The sequence below is a fragment of the Bacillus sp. CIS52 genome (assembly GCF_053545315.1).
Map to the genome: position 1 here is coordinate 361,293 of NZ_JBIUFR010000001.1, position 15,840 is coordinate 377,132.

Genomic DNA, 15,840 nt, shown 5'->3' on the forward strand with positions numbered 1-15,840 from the left:
GTGAGCAAGGCTCTGCTCACCGCTACTTCTGTGGTTCTTCCTTATAATCGCATTCGACGCATTGGACTTGTATGCCTTTTTTAAGCTTTTTCTCTACGAGCATATTTTCACATTTCGGGCATTTTCGTTCAATCGGTTTATCCCAAGATACGAAGTCACAGTCAGGATAACGGTCACAGCCGTAAAAGACGCGTTTCTTTTTTGATTTTCGTTCGACAATGTTTCCTTCATGACACTTAGGACATTTCACGCCGATTTGTTTAACAATCGGTTTTGTATTCCGGCAGTCAGGGAAGTTGGAGCACGCCATGAATTTGCCGTACCGGCCCATTTTATAAACCATCCGGGAGCCGCATAACTCGCAATCTTCGTCGGCGTATTCAGGTTCAATTTCCACTTCTTTCATTTCGGCTTCCGCTTTTTTCACACGCTTTTCGAAATCGGAATAGAAGCTGTCAATGATTTGAACCCATTCTGTCTGACCGTCTTCAACATGGTCAAGGTCTCTTTCCATTTTTGCCGTGAATTCAACGTTAATGATTTCCGGGAAAAACTCCATGATGAGATCCAGTACAATCTGTCCGAGCTCAGTCGGCACAAACCGTTTATTGTCTAATGCCACGTAACCGCGCCGCTGGATCGTGTCAAGAGTCGGCGCATATGTGGAAGGACGGCCGATACCGAGTTCTTCAAGCGTTTTAACCAAGCGCGCCTCTGTGTAACGCGGCGGCGGCTGAGTAAAGTGCTGCTCGGGCTCAATATCTTTCGACAAAACCGTGTCTCCCTCTTTAAGGTCCGGAAGCATGCGGTCTTTTTCTTCCAGCTGATCGTCTTTACCCTCTACATAGACTTTCATGAAGCCGGCGAATTTGACTTTACTTCCGTTTGCCCGGAATGTCAATCCGTTATTGCTGAGATCGACACTCATCGTATCCAGAACGGCTGGCGCCATCTGACTTGCAACAAAGCGCTCCCAAATCAGCTTGTATAATCTGAGCTGGTCTCTGCCAAGCACCGCTTTTAAATCGGCAGGTTTTCTGAGTACTGAAGTCGGGCGGATCGCTTCGTGGGCATCTTGAGCGTTTTCATTTTTCTTTGCCGGTTTCCGTTTTCCCGCTAAGTACTCTTTTCCGTACGCCTGATCAATAAAAGCTGACGCCTCTTCAACAGCTGTGTTGGAAATCCTCGTTGAGTCCGTTCTCATATACGTGATGAGTCCGACTGTACCTTCTTTACCGAGATCAATTCCTTCATATAATTGCTGAGCGATCATCATCGTTTTCTTCGCTCTGAAATTCAGCTTTCTTGCAGCCTCCTGCTGCAGGGTGGACGTTGTAAACGGCAGAGCGGGATTTCGTTTCCGCTCTTTTTTCGTAACCTTGTCTACTGTATACTTATTGCCTTTCAGCTCAGCAAGAACGGCTTTTACGTCTTCTTCACTTTTTAAAGGAAGCTTTTTGCCGTTTTTTCCGAAAAAGCCGGCTTCAAACGTCTCTTTTCCTTTTAGAAATGAGCCGGTAATCGTCCAGTACTCTTCAGGTTTAAAGTCGTTGATTTCCTTTTCCCGGTCAATGATGATCCGGAGCGCAACGGATTGCACGCGGCCCGCACTGAGGCCTTTTTTTACTTTTTTCCAAAGAATCGGGCTGATTTTGTATCCGACGAGCCGGTCTAATATGCGGCGCGCCTGCTGCGCATCCACAAGATCCATGTTAATCATGCGCGGATGTTTAAATGATTCTTTAATGGCGTCTTTTGTTATTTCATTAAAGACGACCCGGCAGTCAGAGTTGAGATCCAGATCAAGACTGTGCGCGAGATGCCATGCAATCGCTTCCCCTTCTCTGTCGGGGTCGGCCGCGAGATAGACTTTTTTTGCTTTCTTTGCCGCTGTTTTTAATTCTTTTAAAACAGGGCCTTTTCCGCGGATCGTAATATATTTCGGTTCAAAGTTCTGTTCGATGTCAACTCCCATTTGACTTTTTGGAAGATCCCGGACATGTCCCATTGAAGCTTTAACTTTATATTTCTTTCCTAAATAACGTTCAATCGTTTTCGCCTTTGCCGGCGATTCCACGATGACTAGATAATCAGACATTTTCATCCCCCTCAAGAGGTGTTCTCTCTCTTTTCAAGTATCAATTCATTTTAGAGCTGCCTTTTTATGGCTTTCAACATTTCATTCTTTATGATGAACGTCATTTTATACATGAAAATAATGTGCAACTTTAAATCCTCACTATTATTAAATATTACAATACCGTTTGTCAAACGATATTTCAAAAGGGTTCCGTATACTGAACGCCTCGGGCGGTCAGCTCTCCGTCAATATCCTCTGCGCACAATACAGCTTTCGCCCCTTCTTGAATGAGTTTTATAGGTCCTCCGGAATATGGATTAAATATGGAACCGGGAACTGCAAATACCTCTCTCCCTTGATCGAGGGCCTGATAAGCTGTGATTAATGAACCGCTTTTTTCTTTTCCCTGCACGACTACAATTCCTTCACTTAATCCGCTGATTATACGGTTTCTCATCGGAAAGTGCCACTTTTTCGGCTTTGTTTCAGGAGGATGTTCTGAGAGTAGGAGGTGGTGTTCAGCCATGTATTCTGCTAACAGGAGATTTTCCCGGGGATAAATGTGATGGAATCCGCCGGCTATCACGCCGATCGTAAGCCCTTTTGCCCTGATGCTCGCCTTATGAGACAATCCGTCTATGCCGGATGCAAGCCCGCTTACGATGACCCAGCCTTTTTTTGAGAGTTCGGCGGTAAGATGCCCAACCGCTTTTATTCCGTCTTCCGTCGGTTTCCGCGTGCCTACAATCCCAATTTTTCGGCCTTTTCCAAGAAGCTGCGTGTTCCCTTTTGCAAACAAGACAGCCGGCGGATCATAAATCGTTTTAAGCCATGAAGGATAGCGGCTTGATGAAATCGGGATGACTGTAATGCCTTCGCGGCGGTAATCGGACAGAACTTCATCGAGTTCCGAATCCTTGCGCTCTATTTCTCGAAAAATGGCTTTCGGAGCTGTTTTCCCTTCTGACAAAACGGTTAATGGATGCGGATCCCGTAAAAAAGACAGGGAGTGATCAGCTTTCCACCATTTTAATAGAAGAGACGGGGAAATAATTTGATTGATACTGCAGACCATTAAACAGCGCGATGCTTGATCCAAATCTGGCAACCTCCTTTTTTTACAGTAAAAACAGGAACAGCCGCTACGGCTGCCCCTGCTTCAATCAGTGAGTTTTGCACGTTTCAAATAAGCCTTTTTCTTTTAACACCTTAATCAGCGTTTCGCCCATTACAGAAGGGGTTTCCGCCACTTCAATCCCGCAGGCGTTCATCGTTTTGACTTTTTCTTCTGCCGTGCCTTTTCCTCCGGAGATGATGGCGCCCGCATGGCCCATGCGTTTTCCCGGAGGAGCGGTTTTACCGCCGATAAAGCCGACAACAGGCTTCGTCATGTTTGCTTTCACCCACTCAGCCGCTTCCTCTTCAGCTGTGCCGCCGATTTCTCCGATCATGATGACGGCATGTGTTTCAGGATCTTCATTGAACGCTTTTAACACGTCAATAAAGTTCGTGCCGTTGACCGGGTCACCGCCGATTCCTACAGCGGTAGATTGGCCTACGCCGGCTTCTGAAAGCTGATGGACGGCCTCGTATGTCAATGTTCCCGAACGGGATACAACGCCTACATGCCCCTTCTTATGAATGTATCCCGGCATAATGCCGATTTTGCATTCTTCAGGCGTAATAACACCAGGGCAGTTCGGCCCTATTAATCTCGTTTTCTTGCCTTCCATAAAGCGCTTCACTTTCACCATGTCCAAAACCGGGATGTGCTCAGTGATACAAATGACAAGATCAATTTCCGCGTCAACCGCTTCCATAATTGCGTCCGCCGCAAATGGAGCCGGCACGTAAATGACTGACGCATCAGCGCCTGTTGTACGAACCGCTTCTGCGACCGTATTGAATACCGGTACGCCTTCCGCCTCCGTTCCGCCTTTACCAGGTGTTACACCGCCAACGATATTCGTGCCGTATTCCAGCATCTGCTTTGTATGAAATAAAGCGGTAGAACCTGTAATCCCCTGTACAATAACTCTCGTATCTTTATTGATAAAAACACTCATTATCTGGTCCCCTGCCTTTCATTCTTTCCTAAACTAAGGATACGATTTTCTGCGCACCGTCTGCCATTGATTCCGCAGATGTAATGTTTAAGCCTGATTCATTCAGGATTTTCTTTCCTAAATCTACGTTTGTCCCTTCAAGGCGCACGACCAGCGGCAATGTCAATCCGACTTGTCTCGTCGCTTCAACAACGCCCTCGGCGATGACATCGCACTTCATGATGCCTCCGAAAATATTTACGAAAATTCCTTTTACGTTTTGATCGGAAAGAATGATTTTAAAAGCTTCCGTTACTTTTTCAGCGGTTGCGCCGCCCCCGACATCCAGGAAGTTTGCAGGTTCTCCGCCGTAGTGTTTAATAATATCCATTGTAGACATTGCAAGACCCGCGCCGTTTACCATACAGCCGATATTTCCATCAAGAGAAATATAGCTCAGGTCGTATTTTGACGCTTCGATTTCTTTCGGATCTTCTTCGTCTAAATCTCTGTATTCCATAATATCTTTTTGTCTGTATAACGCATTGCTGTCAAAGTTCAGCTTAGCATCAAGCGCCATGACGTTTCCGTCTCCCGTGACGACGAGAGGGTTGATCTCGGCGATGGAGCAGTCCTTCTCAACAAATGCTTTATATAAACCGAGCATAAATTTAGCGGCTTTGCCGACAAGCTCTTTCGGGATGTTAATTGCGAATGCAATTTCCCTTGCCTGATAGCCTTGAAGGCCGACAGCCGGATCAATAACCGCTTTTTTAATTTTTTCAGGTGTTTTTTCCGCTACTTCTTCAATCTCCGTTCCGCCTTCTTCAGACGCCATTAAAACGATTCTTGAAGTGGCGCGGTCAAGTACAAGCCCGACATAGTATTCCTTTTTAATATCGCAGCCTTCTTCAATAAGTAAGCGTTTTATTACTTGTCCGTCCGGACCCGTTTGATGGGTGACGAGCGTCTTGCCTAACAGTTCTTCAGCATACCCCTTCACTTCATCTATTGTTTTTGCAATCTTTACCCCACCAGCTTTGCCGCGGCCGCCAGCATGGATTTGCGCCTTTACGACATAAACCGAGCTTGACAGGCTCTCTGCTTTTTCAACTGCTTCCTCTGCTGTAAAAGCCACTTTACCTTCAGGAACAGACACCCCGTATTTTCTGAGGACTTCTTTTCCCTGGTACTCATGGATATTCATTTCCCATCCTCCTAACTTATGTAGCAAAACTAAAAATAGACTGCGCTTTCATTCTATATAATACTGGAAGAATTGTCTAGGGTTCAAAACAAAATCTTTATATCCTTCCGAACATTCTAACTTTTATTTTATTGAAAATATAAATTTATACGGAGTCCGGGAAATGAATGTTCCTTATTTTTCGTTTTTCAGGCTTTCATCCAGTCGGTAAACAAATGAAAAAATTTCAGCAACGGTCTCATAAAGCGCTTCCGGTATCTGATCGTCGACCGTTAAATGGCGCATTAATTCGACAAGGGTTCTGTCTTCCTGAATAGGAACCCCCGCCTTCTCAGCTTCTTTTATGATATTTTCTGCGACATGCCCCCTGCCTGTTGCGACAACCTTTGGGGCTTGGTCTTTCTGCCGGTCGTAATGCAGGGCGACAGCTCTTCTTAACGGCGTTTGCTCTTTCATATTTTCACATCCACTTTTCGTCCGCCGTCTTTTTCTATAAACTCTTCCACAAGAGCGCTCTGGTCTTTCGGTCGCCGCTTTTTAGCCGTAACGCCCGACAGACTGAAGCCCGTTTCTTTTACAGCCTCTTTTAAAGCCGGTACGAGAGGGTCGATGGCCGCCTGAAGCTCAAAATCGGTCTCAACCGTAATGGTCATTACATTTTGCTGAATCATACAGTCCACGACGGTTTCTTGCAGCGTTTCAAGCTGCAGCAAAAACAGGAGCCTGCAATGTGACGGATCGAGTTTTCCGTCCGGCTTCTTTCGTCCTTTAAAGAGAACTGTGATGTCATTCTCATACGCGGACGCTCCCAACGGAAATGACAGCACCATCTGCGTAAAAGATGGATTCTGCTGCTCAATAAACAGCTGTCCGTTTAATTTATGAATGAGCGGTTCTGCCTCTTGTTTAACGGATTGGGGCGCGTCTTGAAGCGTCCGGACGGCTTGGAGAGCCGTTTTCAGCGCTTGTTTCTCCGGCTGCGGAGCCGCGCCTTTTTCAAGCGCTGTAATGAATGATAATTCATCACGGGTGCCCAGCCCATTTTTGATTCTTTGCAAAAGGCTTAATACGTCATGTTTTTCCGCATATTTCAGTTCAGTAAGCTGAACGGCTTTTTCGAAAACAGCCGCCTCCTGTTCTGTCAGTTGTACGTTTTGGAGAACAGGTGCTGTTTTGGATGTTTTATCTTGAGAAATGAAAGCCTTGATGATGTCCGCCGTTTCTTTTACGGGACGGTTTTCATTCTTTTCGGCTGATGTCATTAATTTTTCGATAAGCTGTCTTGCCGCTTTTTCAGGCAGCTCCGGATCTGTCCGGGCACGCGGAGGAGAAGGGCGGCTTGAGACTGCCTTTACGTTTTCACGAGTCTCTCGGACAATTGGTGATTGTTTTAATTCCGTCCGTTCTCCTTTATCCATCGGCCCGGTTTCTGAAATCGGCATGCGTGCGGTCTCGGCAAGCTTCTTCAAGAGGCGCTCTGCATGAAGATCCGTTTCCGCATCTAACACGTCAGAAACCGCCTCTTGAAGCGCGGACAGCTCTTTTGCCGATTGCGGAGCCTGATTGATTGCCTGAAGCAGTCCGGAAAGAAGGCGGCGGGTCGGAACCGGATATTTAACGGCATGAATGGCTGACAAGACTTCAGGGTGCGCGGGCAGTTCCCGTTTCAGCGCAAATACGATTGTTTCTGCCGCCTTTTTCAATTCGGCGGCCGGAAGCGATTCAGCCCAGCGGATGCAGGCTTTGAGGCTGTTTTCCGTCATCGGCAGCTTCTGCTGCATAAACGTTTCGGCAATCTGCAGAGATACCGGGTTCGGTTTGACGGAAAGAGCGTTTAACAATCTTCCCGCCGCTTCCTGAACGGTTTTCGGGCTTCCATCAAATTGGTCAACAACATGAAGCCGGCCTATTTTTTCCGCCGGCTGTCTGTCATAAGAAAACCAGTAATATGCCTGAGGACGGAGGGCGGTTTCAAGCTTTCCCTGCATCGTCCGGCCGCCGATTTGGATAAGCGCGCTTTGATCGTCCAGCAAACGGAGAACCTTCCCTAACAGCAGTCTTTTTTCGCCGCTGTCTTTACCGCCGTCTTGCCGATCCTGAGAGATTTCCGCCGTCAGCTGTCTGAAAGCCGCTTGGATTTCGCCGCTTATGTTCATGTCTTAAGCCTCTTTTCTAACAATAAGATTGAACGGGAGCGAATGTTTTTCGGTGAATATTTGTCGGTCCGTATGCCTGAAGAGCTTCAAGATGTTCTTTTGTTCCGTAGCCCTTATTTTTTTCAAAGCCGTACATGGGATAGGTTTTGGCGTATTCCGCCATGAGACGGTCCCGCGTTACTTTAGCAATGCAGGCTCCGGCGGCAATTGACACGCTTTTGGCATCCCCTTTTATAACAGATGACTGCGGAATGTCCAGCGGTAGCGTCATGGCATCTGCAAGCAGATAATCAGGTGTTTCCGATAAAGCATTGACCGCTTTTACCATCGCGAGTCTCGCGGCCTCATAAATGTTGATCCGGTCAATGACATCCGCATGGACAATGCCTACTCCTATCGCTGTGGCTTCTTCCGTAATCCGATCGTAATACTCCCCGAGCTTCTTTTCCGACAGTTTCTTCGAGTCCGTGAGTCCGAGAATCTCGCATTCTGCCGGCAAAATGACAGCACCTGCGACAACCGGTCCGGCAAGCGGCCCTCTTCCCGCTTCGTCAACGCCTGCAATCAGGCGGAAACCTTTTTTGTATGAGAGCCTTTCGTATGCCGTCATGTTCAGCCACTGCTCTTTAAGGGCTTTTTCCTTCGCGTGTTTCTTCAGCCATTGCTCTAAAAGCGTCTGTACGCTTTTTCTCGGATCTTTTTCACATTGGGCAAGGAAGGGGTCTCTTTCATCTTTGACCTCTTGCAGGCGTTCTTTTACGCTTTTTACGGTTAATGTATTCACGTTCTCTTCTCCCTTACATTATGTATATCGGTATTCTGCGGAAAAAATAAAGACCCGCATCTCTGCGCGTCTTTATTCTGATGGTGTTTCAAATGAAAGCCTGCCGAACTTTTCCGTCCGGATGTCCCGGATGATGACTTCTGTCGTTTTATCGTAGTCAATCAGTCCGCCGCCCATTAAACAGCCGCGTTTTTCACCGATCGCGTCAAAAAGAGCGGCGATATCCTCAGGGATTTCCTGAAGTCCGTAACGCTCCTTTAGGCGGTCTGGATAATGCTCTTCCAGAAAACGCAGCCCGAAAATGGCCACATCCTGCAGGTTGATAATGGAATCCTTAATCGCCCCGGTGATCGCCAGGCGCAAACCGACAAGCTCGTCTTCAAATTTAGGCCATAAAATCCCCGGTGTATCGAGCAGCTCTAATTCTTTCCCTACCTTTACCCACTGCTGGGAAGTGGTAATGCCGGGCCTGTCTCCCGTCTTGGCAATGTTTTTTTTGGCCAGACGGTTGATGAGCGTAGATTTCCCGACGTTCGGAATGCCGATGATTAATGCGCGGATCGCTCTTGGCTTAATGCCTTTTGCTTTCATTTTATCGAACTTATCTTTCAGCAGTTCTTTCGAGGACGGCACGATTTGATGCAGCCCCTGTCCGTTAACGGAATTTATTGAAAGAGAGGGAATCCCCTGTCCCTGAAAGTGATCCTTCCATTGGGCCGTTACAGCCGCATCGGCCTTATCGGCTTTATTTAAAAGCATAATGCGCGGCTTATTTTTTAAAATTTCCTCAATCATCGGGTTTCTCGATGACATCGGTATTCTCGCATCCACCAATTCGTAGACGATATCAATTAACTTCAGTTTTTCTGTTACTTCCCGTCTCGCTTTAGCCATATGGCCCGGGAACCATTGAATGGTCATGTGACTTCGACACCTGCCTTATTTGCCGGAACTGTATGTCCCGGTGATCTCTTATGTATTTTACGTTGCTTGTTCCGCTTTTACAAATGTCATATAAAAAAAGAGCCTGTTACGGGTAACAAGCTCTTTTCGTTCGTTATCATTATCGTCTGATTTCTTTAATACGAGCCGCTTTTCCGCGAAGTTCACGCAGGTAGTAAAGCTTAGCGCGACGTACTTTGCCGTAACGTACAACTTCGATTTTCGCGATTTTTGGTGTGTGTACAGGGAATGTACGTTCAACGCCAACACCGTAAGAAATCTTACGAACTGTGAACGTTTCGCTGATTCCACCACCACGACGCTTGATCACAACACCTTCGAAAATCTGGATACGCTCACGGTTACCCTCAACAACTTTTACGTGTACACGTAAAGTGTCACCAGGACGGAACGCAGGAAGATCAGTGCGAAGCTGTTCTTTTGTGATATCTTGAATTAGTTTTTGCATCGTTTTCAACTCCTTCCAACAGATGCTCTTAGCCACAACTGCAAGGCACAGCGGAACATCGTTTTCAAGCTTTTGAAGGATAAGCCTTCTTAAGCCACAAGTAGTATCTTATCATATCTTCATTGCCTGCGCAATAGAATCTATTCGTTTTCCCACTCGGAAATCCATTTTCTTTGCTCATCGGTGAGAGGATAGTTTTCAAGAAGATCCGGACGTCTTAAAAAGGTTCTTCTGATTGATTCTTTATTGCGCCATTCTTTTATTTTGGCATGGTTGCCGGACAGAAGCGTCTGAGGCACTTTTAAGCCTTTATAATCTGCAGGCCTTGTATAATGCGGATGCTCTAAAAGCCCCGTGCTGAAGGAATCCTCCACGTGGGATGCTTCTTTTCCGAGGACGCCCGGCAAAAGCCTGACAACACTGTCGGCAATCATCATGGCAGGGAGCTCTCCGCCTGTCAGCACAAAGTCCCCGATGGAGATTTCATCCGTGACAAGGTGTTCCCGGATCCGTTCATCATACCCTTCATAATGTCCGCAAATAAACATCAGATGTTCCTCTTCCGCCAGCTCCTCGGCTTTCTTCTGCGTATAACGTTCACCTTGCGGACAGACGAGAATAATGCGCGGCTTGGCATCCGTACCGGCTGTCAGCTTTTCAACAGCATCAAACACAGGCTGCGGCTTTAACACCATCCCGGCTCCCCCGCCGTACGGGTAATCATCAACCGTTTGGTGTTTATTATCCGAAAAAGCCCGGAAATTGATGACGTCAAAACGGACAGCCTCTTTTTCCTGTGCTTTTTGCAGGATGGATGAGCCGAGAACCCCTTGAAACATCTCGGGAAACAGTGTTAAAAAGTCGATTTTCATTCGTCTATTAACCCTTCCATTACATGAATCTTAATTTTCTTCTCATTTATATTAATATCCTTGACCACAGAAGCGATATACGGAATGAGCGCATCTTTTTTCCCTTTTCTTGCAACTACCCATACGTCATTAGCTCCGGGCGTCAAGATTTCCTTCACTGTGCCGATCAGTTCCCCGTCCTCTGATACCACTTCGCAGCCGATGATTTCATGAAAATAAAATTCATCTTCTTCAAGCTCTCCCAAGTCTTCTTCAGGGACTTTGATTACCATGTTTCTTAGGTGTTCGACTTCATTGAGACTCGGCATTTCTTTGAATTGCAGCAGATGAAACTGCTTGTGAAGCCTGTGGGTGCTGACCGTTACTTTGATTGGCTCCGCAGCTCCTTCCGCAAACAAATAGAGCGTATTGCCGGGCTTGTACCGTTCTTCGGCAAAGTCCGTTTTAGAAATGACCCGCACTTCGCCTTTAATGCCGTGGGTATTTACAATTTTGCCTACATTAAACCATCTGTTTGTCATATTATCACCTCGGGCGAATTTCAATTACTACCCCGTCTTTTATGACGATGGTATTTGCCGCTGTTTTTTCATGCCAGTTATCACCGACGTTGATTGAAAGCAGCGCATCGATCTCCTTTTCCTTCACTTCGCTTCCGAGCGGGAGCGAATGTGTCTGGCTTATTTGGAAATCGATCATTTTGATTTTGTCTTGTCTTTTTTCAATGGCTTTTTTAAAAGATTCCGCCACATCGGGATTCTGCTGATCTTTTTCATGTTTTCTAAGCTGAAAATAGAGCTGGCTGCATTCTCGTTCAAGCGTTTGCTTTTTTTCTGCAAAAGAGGCCAAAAGCTTTTCCTTGCTTTGCTCGGTCAGAACCTGCATAACGGTTACCCTGTGAATAATCTGCATAGGACCAGACTCCCCACTCTTCCAACATATTTCTGTTCATTTGCCTTTTTTACGTGTAAAAAAAGGGGAGGTGCCGGCCCTCTCCCTTTCAGTCAAATATTTCAAATTGAACTTTCTTAGAAGACTGTGCGCCAGCTGCAAAAACGACGGTTCGAATCGCTCTTGCAGTCCGGCCTTGCTTTCCGATAATTTTACCGGTATCTGACTTATTGACAGATAAGCGCAGCGCAATCTTTTGATCGGTCTCTTCTTTTGTGACCATTATGTCTTCCGGATGGTCGACAAGCGGAGCCACAATGCTGACAATCAAATCTTCCAAGTTCTGATCAGTCATTACTTGCCTTGTTTAGCGTTGTGGAATTTTTCCATAATTCCTTGGCTTGAGAACAAGTTGCGGACTGTATCAGAAGGTTTAGCTCCTGTTTGCAGCCATTTAAGAGCAAGCTCTTCGTTGATTTTCACTTCAGCCGGCTTTGCAACCGGGTTGTATGTTCCGACTGTTTCGATGAAACGGCCGTCACGCGGTGAACGAGAATCTGCTACAACAATACGATAGAAAGGAGATTTTTTTGCTCCCATACGTTTTAAACGAATTTTTACTGCCATTTTACTAGCACCTCCGAAAATATTTCAACAAGATAGTATATTAACAATGATAAAAGTGTTTGTAAAGTGTTTTTTCTTAACAACGGTTTTATCATGTATAACCGATTACATAAAAGGTAGTTTAAAGCCTTTTTTCTTCCCTTTTGACATGTTGGTCATCTGCTTCATCATTTTTTTCATTTCCTCAAACTGCTTTAAAAGACGGTTGACTTCCTGAACGGATGTTCCGCTTCCTTTGGCAATCCGCTTCCGCCGGCTGGCGTTAATGATATCCGGCTGTTCTTTTTCAAGAACAGTCATTGATTTAATGATCGCTTCCACATGATTCAGCTGTTTTTCATCGACTTGGATGTTTTTTAAGCCTTTCATTTTGCCTGCGCCGGGCATCATTTGCAGCAGTTCGTCAAGAGGCCCCATGTTTCGGACCTGGCCGAGCTGCTCAAGAAAATCATCCAATGTGAAGCTCATCGTTCTCATTTTCTGCTCAAGCTCTTTGGCTTTGTCTTCATCAACTGTCGCCTGAGCTTTTTCAATCAGGGTTAACACGTCACCCATTCCGAGAATCCGGGATGCCATACGCTCGGGATGGAACGCTTCTAAAGCGTCGAGTTTTTCTCCCATTCCGGCGAATTTAATCGGCGTTTCAGTAACTGCGCGGATAGAAAGCGCCGCACCTCCGCGGGTATCCCCGTCAAGCTTTGTTAAAACGACGCCCGTTAAACCGAGCTGGTCATTAAAGCTTTTGGCGACGTTCACCGCATCCTGACCGGTCATTGAGTCGACGACAAGGAAAATTTCTTCAGGGTTTGCGACTTCCTTTACGCCGGAGAGCTCATCCATCAGTTCGTGATCGATGTGCAGCCGTCCGGCGGTATCTAAAATCACATAATCATGATGCTCTTCCTTCGCTTTTTCAATCGCCTGTCTGGCAATTTCCACCGGGCTGACCTGATCGCCAAGCGAAAAGACCGGCATATCAAGCTGTTTCCCCAGTGTTTCCAGCTGCTTAATCGCAGCGGGACGGTAAATATCTGCAGCCACGAGCAGCGGTTTGCGGTTATGTTTTTTGCGCAGCAGGTTGGCGAGCTTCCCCGTGGTTGTCGTTTTACCGGCACCTTGGAGCCCGACCATCATAATAACGGTCGGCGGGCGTTTGGCGACGGCAATTTTGCTTTCTTCGCCGCCCATCAGCTCGGTAAGCTCTTCTTTTACGACTTTAATAACCTGCTGACCGGGTGTCAGACTCTGCATGACGTCCTGTCCGACAGCCCGTTCACTTACTTTTTTCACAAAATCCTTTACGACTTTAAAGTTAACGTCAGCCTCAAGAAGCGCAAGACGAACTTCACGCATCATCTCTTTTACGTCTTGTTCGCTGACTTTTCCTTTTCCGCGGATTTTTGAAATCGTCTTTTGCAGTCGGTCGGCTAATCCTTCAAATGCCATTGTTTGCCGCCTCCTAATCTAATTTCTCAAGCGCTTCAATCAGAGCCGTCATTTTTTCCTCTTCCTGCAAGCCGGAAGCAAGCTCTTTCAGCTTTGTAAACATTTCTTTACGCTCCTGAAACTTTTTAAAAAGGAGCAGTTTTTCTTCATATTGTTCAAGCATCGCTTCAGTCCGTTTGATGTTATCGTAAACGGCTTGCCTTGAAACGTCATACTCTTCGGCTATTTCACCAAGGGAGAAATCGTCCAGATAATAAAGCGACATATAGCTCTTTTGTTTTGACGTCAGCAACGACTGATAGAAGTCAAACAAATAGTTCATTCTCGTCGTTTTTTCGAGCGACATTTGAGCTCTCCCCTTTGTTAAGTCAAATCCCTTTACAAAAACATAGTTTACATGGTTTCAGAGCGTGTGTCAAGTTTTTATCTTGTCAAAGCATGAGGCTCTTTTTACATAATCAGTTTTTAAAAAAATTCGTATAGACCGCCGTTAAAATACTCGAATTCTTGTTTTGATACACGATAGCGGCAATAGCCTTCGTAAAAAGCATTGAGCCATGCTTCATTTGTGACAAAATGACGGATCGCTAATGATTCATCATATCGCGGATCTCCCGCCGATATTCCCGCAGCATCGATAAACAGACAGACCTCTCCGTCTTTCACCAGCACATTATCAGTCGTGCAGTCACCGTGAATCATTGTCTGCTGAACAGGAACAGGCCTGTACCGGTCCAAATCCTTCAAAAGCTCTGCACTTCCTTCAGCCTGTCCTTTTTTGACATATTCCCCGGCTCGTTTGATTTGCAGATCGAGCCAGTCTGTTTCCGGCTGTAAACCAGGGACCATTTCGGTTTCATGCAGCCGTTGCAGAAACTGGCCGAAACTTTTGATCAGCTTTTTCTTTTCAGTATCCCCTTTTGCTTTTCTTAAAGCCGAAGTGAGGGTGATTCCATCCTCAAATGACATGATGATATGGCTGGCATGCTGTTCCTGTATCATCCCATAATAAATAGGAACAGGCAGACGACGAGTTTCCGTCAGTTGTTGTAAAACGAAGGCTTCTCTCATTAACCATTCCCGATACTTCTGTTGAAAAGAACTTTTCAGCAAAAATGCGTCTTGGCCGGTCACTATTTTCCGAACGGTTGAAGTGCCTCCCTGTTCATCCAGCAGCGAGATATGTTTTATCGCGCCGATCTTACTTTCCAATTCAGCTTTCAGCCATTTGTCCAACAGCTGCCCCCTCCATTCCGAGTATCAATGTGTATAAAAAAACGAGTATAAAATGGAAGGTTTTATACTCGTTTTTTATTCATTAATCCTCGGCTTTTTCAACTAAATCCGAAAAGAGACCGTATACGTAAGATTCTGCATCAAACCGCTGGAGATCGTCAACCTTTTCTCCGAGGCCGACCAATTTCACGGGGATATGAAGCTCATTGCGGATCGCCAGGACGATACCGCCTTTTGCGGTGCCGTCAAGCTTCGTTAATGCGATACCCGTCACATTCGTCGCTTTGGAGAATTCTTTCGCCTGCGCCATCGCATTCTGACCTGTCGTCGCGTCAAGCGCAAGGAGAACCTCATGCGGAGCCTCAGGCACTTCGCGTTCGATGACGCGTTTGACTTTTTCAAGCTCTTTCATTAAGTTTACTTTATTCTGAAGGCGGCCGGCCGTATCACAAATCAGCACATCCGCTCCTCTTGCTTTAGCCGCGTGTACGGCATCGTAAATAACTGCCGCAGGGTCACTCCCGGCAGCCTGCTTAATGACAGGCACGCCAGTACGCTCCCCCCACACTTCAAGCTGTTCAATCGCCCCGGCTCTGAAGGTGTCTCCGGCAGCAAGCACAACGGATTTGCCTTCATTCTTCAGCTTATGGGCCAGCTTTCCGATCGTTGTCGTTTTTCCGACGCCGTTTACGCCGACAAGCAGAATAACGTTTAAGCGCCCGTCCTGAATATTCAGTTCAGCAATCTGTTCGTCGCCGCTGTTATAAATGTCGACGAGCTTTTCAGAAATGACGGACTGCACTTCCTGAGGGTCCTGGATGTTTTTCAGCTTCACTTCTTTTTTGAGCTCGTCGATCAGTTCCATCACCGTTGTGAAACCGACGTCAGCGCTAATCAGCACTTCCTCAAGCTCTTCGAAGAAATCTTCGTCGACTTTCCGGTAGCGTGAGACGAGCTCGTTCACTTTATTTGAGAAGGAATTTCTTGTTTTTTCGAGACCGTCTTTAAATTTTTCAGAGACGGAGTCTGTCTGTTTCGTGATTTTCTCTTTTAATTTTTTAAAAAAGCTCATCTTTCAACCTCTT

The 15,840-nt window shown here is 46.3% G+C and carries 18 protein-coding genes; all 18 read right to left on the reverse strand.

Going from position 1 to position 15,840, the window contains the following annotated elements; translation table 11 throughout:
- Positions 1-22: 22 nt before the first annotated feature.
- The 18 genes from topA to ftsY all read right to left on the reverse strand — a co-directional run bounded on the left by topA (position 23) and on the right by ftsY (position 15,827).
- Positions 23-2,098, reverse strand: coding sequence for a type I DNA topoisomerase (gene topA / locus ACH32G_RS01245; protein ID WP_045926121.1), 2,076 nt, complete (start codon positions 2,096-2,098; stop codon positions 23-25).
- 181 nt (positions 2,099-2,279) lie between these two features.
- Positions 2,280-3,179: a DNA-processing protein DprA gene (gene dprA, locus ACH32G_RS01250; RefSeq protein WP_095240724.1), complete on the reverse strand. Its 900-nt coding sequence runs from the start codon at positions 3,177-3,179 to the stop codon at positions 2,280-2,282.
- A 64-nt stretch (positions 3,180-3,243) separates the two neighbouring features.
- A complete protein-coding gene (sucD, locus tag ACH32G_RS01255; protein ID WP_016936133.1) occupies positions 3,244-4,146 on the reverse strand; it encodes a succinate--CoA ligase subunit alpha in 903 nt (300 codons plus the stop codon).
- 28 nt (positions 4,147-4,174) lie between these two features.
- The gene (gene sucC / locus ACH32G_RS01260) at positions 4,175-5,332 is read right to left on the reverse strand and encodes an ADP-forming succinate--CoA ligase subunit beta (RefSeq protein ID WP_016936134.1); all 1,158 of its coding nucleotides are present in this window, start codon (positions 5,330-5,332) and stop codon (positions 4,175-4,177) included.
- Between the two features lie 174 nt (positions 5,333-5,506).
- Complete coding sequence (locus tag ACH32G_RS01265; RefSeq protein ID WP_016936135.1) at positions 5,507-5,788, reverse strand: FlhB-like flagellar biosynthesis protein; 282 nt, start codon at positions 5,786-5,788, stop codon at positions 5,507-5,509.
- Positions 5,785-7,488 carry a hypothetical protein gene (locus ACH32G_RS01270; RefSeq protein WP_045926119.1) on the reverse strand — a complete coding sequence of 568 codons (1,704 nt, stop codon included), beginning with the start codon at positions 7,486-7,488 and terminating at the stop codon, positions 5,785-5,787. The genes ACH32G_RS01265 and ACH32G_RS01270 overlap by 4 nt, the downstream gene beginning before the upstream one ends.
- Positions 7,489-7,504: 16 nt before the next feature.
- The gene (locus ACH32G_RS01275; protein ID WP_045926118.1) at positions 7,505-8,272 is read right to left on the reverse strand and encodes a ribonuclease HII; all 768 of its coding nucleotides are present in this window, start codon (positions 8,270-8,272) and stop codon (positions 7,505-7,507) included.
- A gap of 72 nt (positions 8,273-8,344) precedes the next feature.
- Entirely contained in the window at positions 8,345-9,193 is an 849-nt protein-coding gene (gene ylqF, locus ACH32G_RS01280) for a ribosome biogenesis GTPase YlqF (protein WP_016936138.1), read from the reverse strand.
- A gap of 142 nt (positions 9,194-9,335) precedes the next feature.
- Complete coding sequence (gene rplS, locus ACH32G_RS01285; protein ID WP_003154288.1) at positions 9,336-9,683, reverse strand: 50S ribosomal protein L19; 348 nt, start codon at positions 9,681-9,683, stop codon at positions 9,336-9,338.
- A 140-nt stretch (positions 9,684-9,823) separates the two neighbouring features.
- Positions 9,824-10,555, reverse strand: a complete 732-nt coding sequence (gene trmD, locus ACH32G_RS01290) for a tRNA (guanosine(37)-N1)-methyltransferase TrmD (RefSeq protein WP_047475031.1) — start codon at positions 10,553-10,555, stop codon at positions 9,824-9,826.
- On the reverse strand, positions 10,552-11,076 hold the full coding sequence (gene rimM, locus ACH32G_RS01295) for a ribosome maturation factor RimM (RefSeq protein ID WP_016936140.1): 525 nt from the start codon (positions 11,074-11,076) through the stop codon (positions 10,552-10,554). The genes trmD and rimM overlap by 4 nt, the downstream gene beginning before the upstream one ends.
- A 4-nt stretch (positions 11,077-11,080) precedes the next feature.
- Positions 11,081-11,467, reverse strand: coding sequence for a YlqD family protein (locus tag ACH32G_RS01300; RefSeq protein WP_016936141.1), 387 nt, complete (start codon positions 11,465-11,467; stop codon positions 11,081-11,083).
- A gap of 88 nt (positions 11,468-11,555) precedes the next feature.
- Entirely contained in the window at positions 11,556-11,801 is a 246-nt protein-coding gene (locus tag ACH32G_RS01305) for a KH domain-containing protein (RefSeq protein ID WP_045926116.1), read from the reverse strand.
- Positions 11,801-12,073 (reverse strand): 30S ribosomal protein S16, encoded by a 273-nt coding sequence (rpsP, locus tag ACH32G_RS01310; protein WP_003154296.1) that lies wholly within the window; start codon positions 12,071-12,073, stop codon positions 11,801-11,803. The genes ACH32G_RS01305 and rpsP overlap by 1 nt, the downstream gene beginning before the upstream one ends.
- 105 nt (positions 12,074-12,178) lie before the next feature.
- Complete coding sequence (ffh, locus tag ACH32G_RS01315; protein WP_016936142.1) at positions 12,179-13,519, reverse strand: signal recognition particle protein; 1,341 nt, start codon at positions 13,517-13,519, stop codon at positions 12,179-12,181.
- A 13-nt stretch (positions 13,520-13,532) separates the two neighbouring features.
- Positions 13,533-13,865, reverse strand: coding sequence for a putative DNA-binding protein (locus tag ACH32G_RS01320; protein WP_003154299.1), 333 nt, complete (start codon positions 13,863-13,865; stop codon positions 13,533-13,535).
- Positions 13,866-13,984: 119 nt separating this feature from the next.
- Complete coding sequence (locus tag ACH32G_RS01325; RefSeq protein ID WP_198698855.1) at positions 13,985-14,755, reverse strand: phosphotransferase family protein; 771 nt, start codon at positions 14,753-14,755, stop codon at positions 13,985-13,987.
- An 82-nt stretch (positions 14,756-14,837) separates the two neighbouring features.
- Positions 14,838-15,827, reverse strand: coding sequence for a signal recognition particle-docking protein FtsY (gene ftsY, locus ACH32G_RS01330; protein WP_448813912.1), 990 nt, complete (start codon positions 15,825-15,827; stop codon positions 14,838-14,840).
- Positions 15,828-15,840 lie beyond the last annotated feature (13 nt).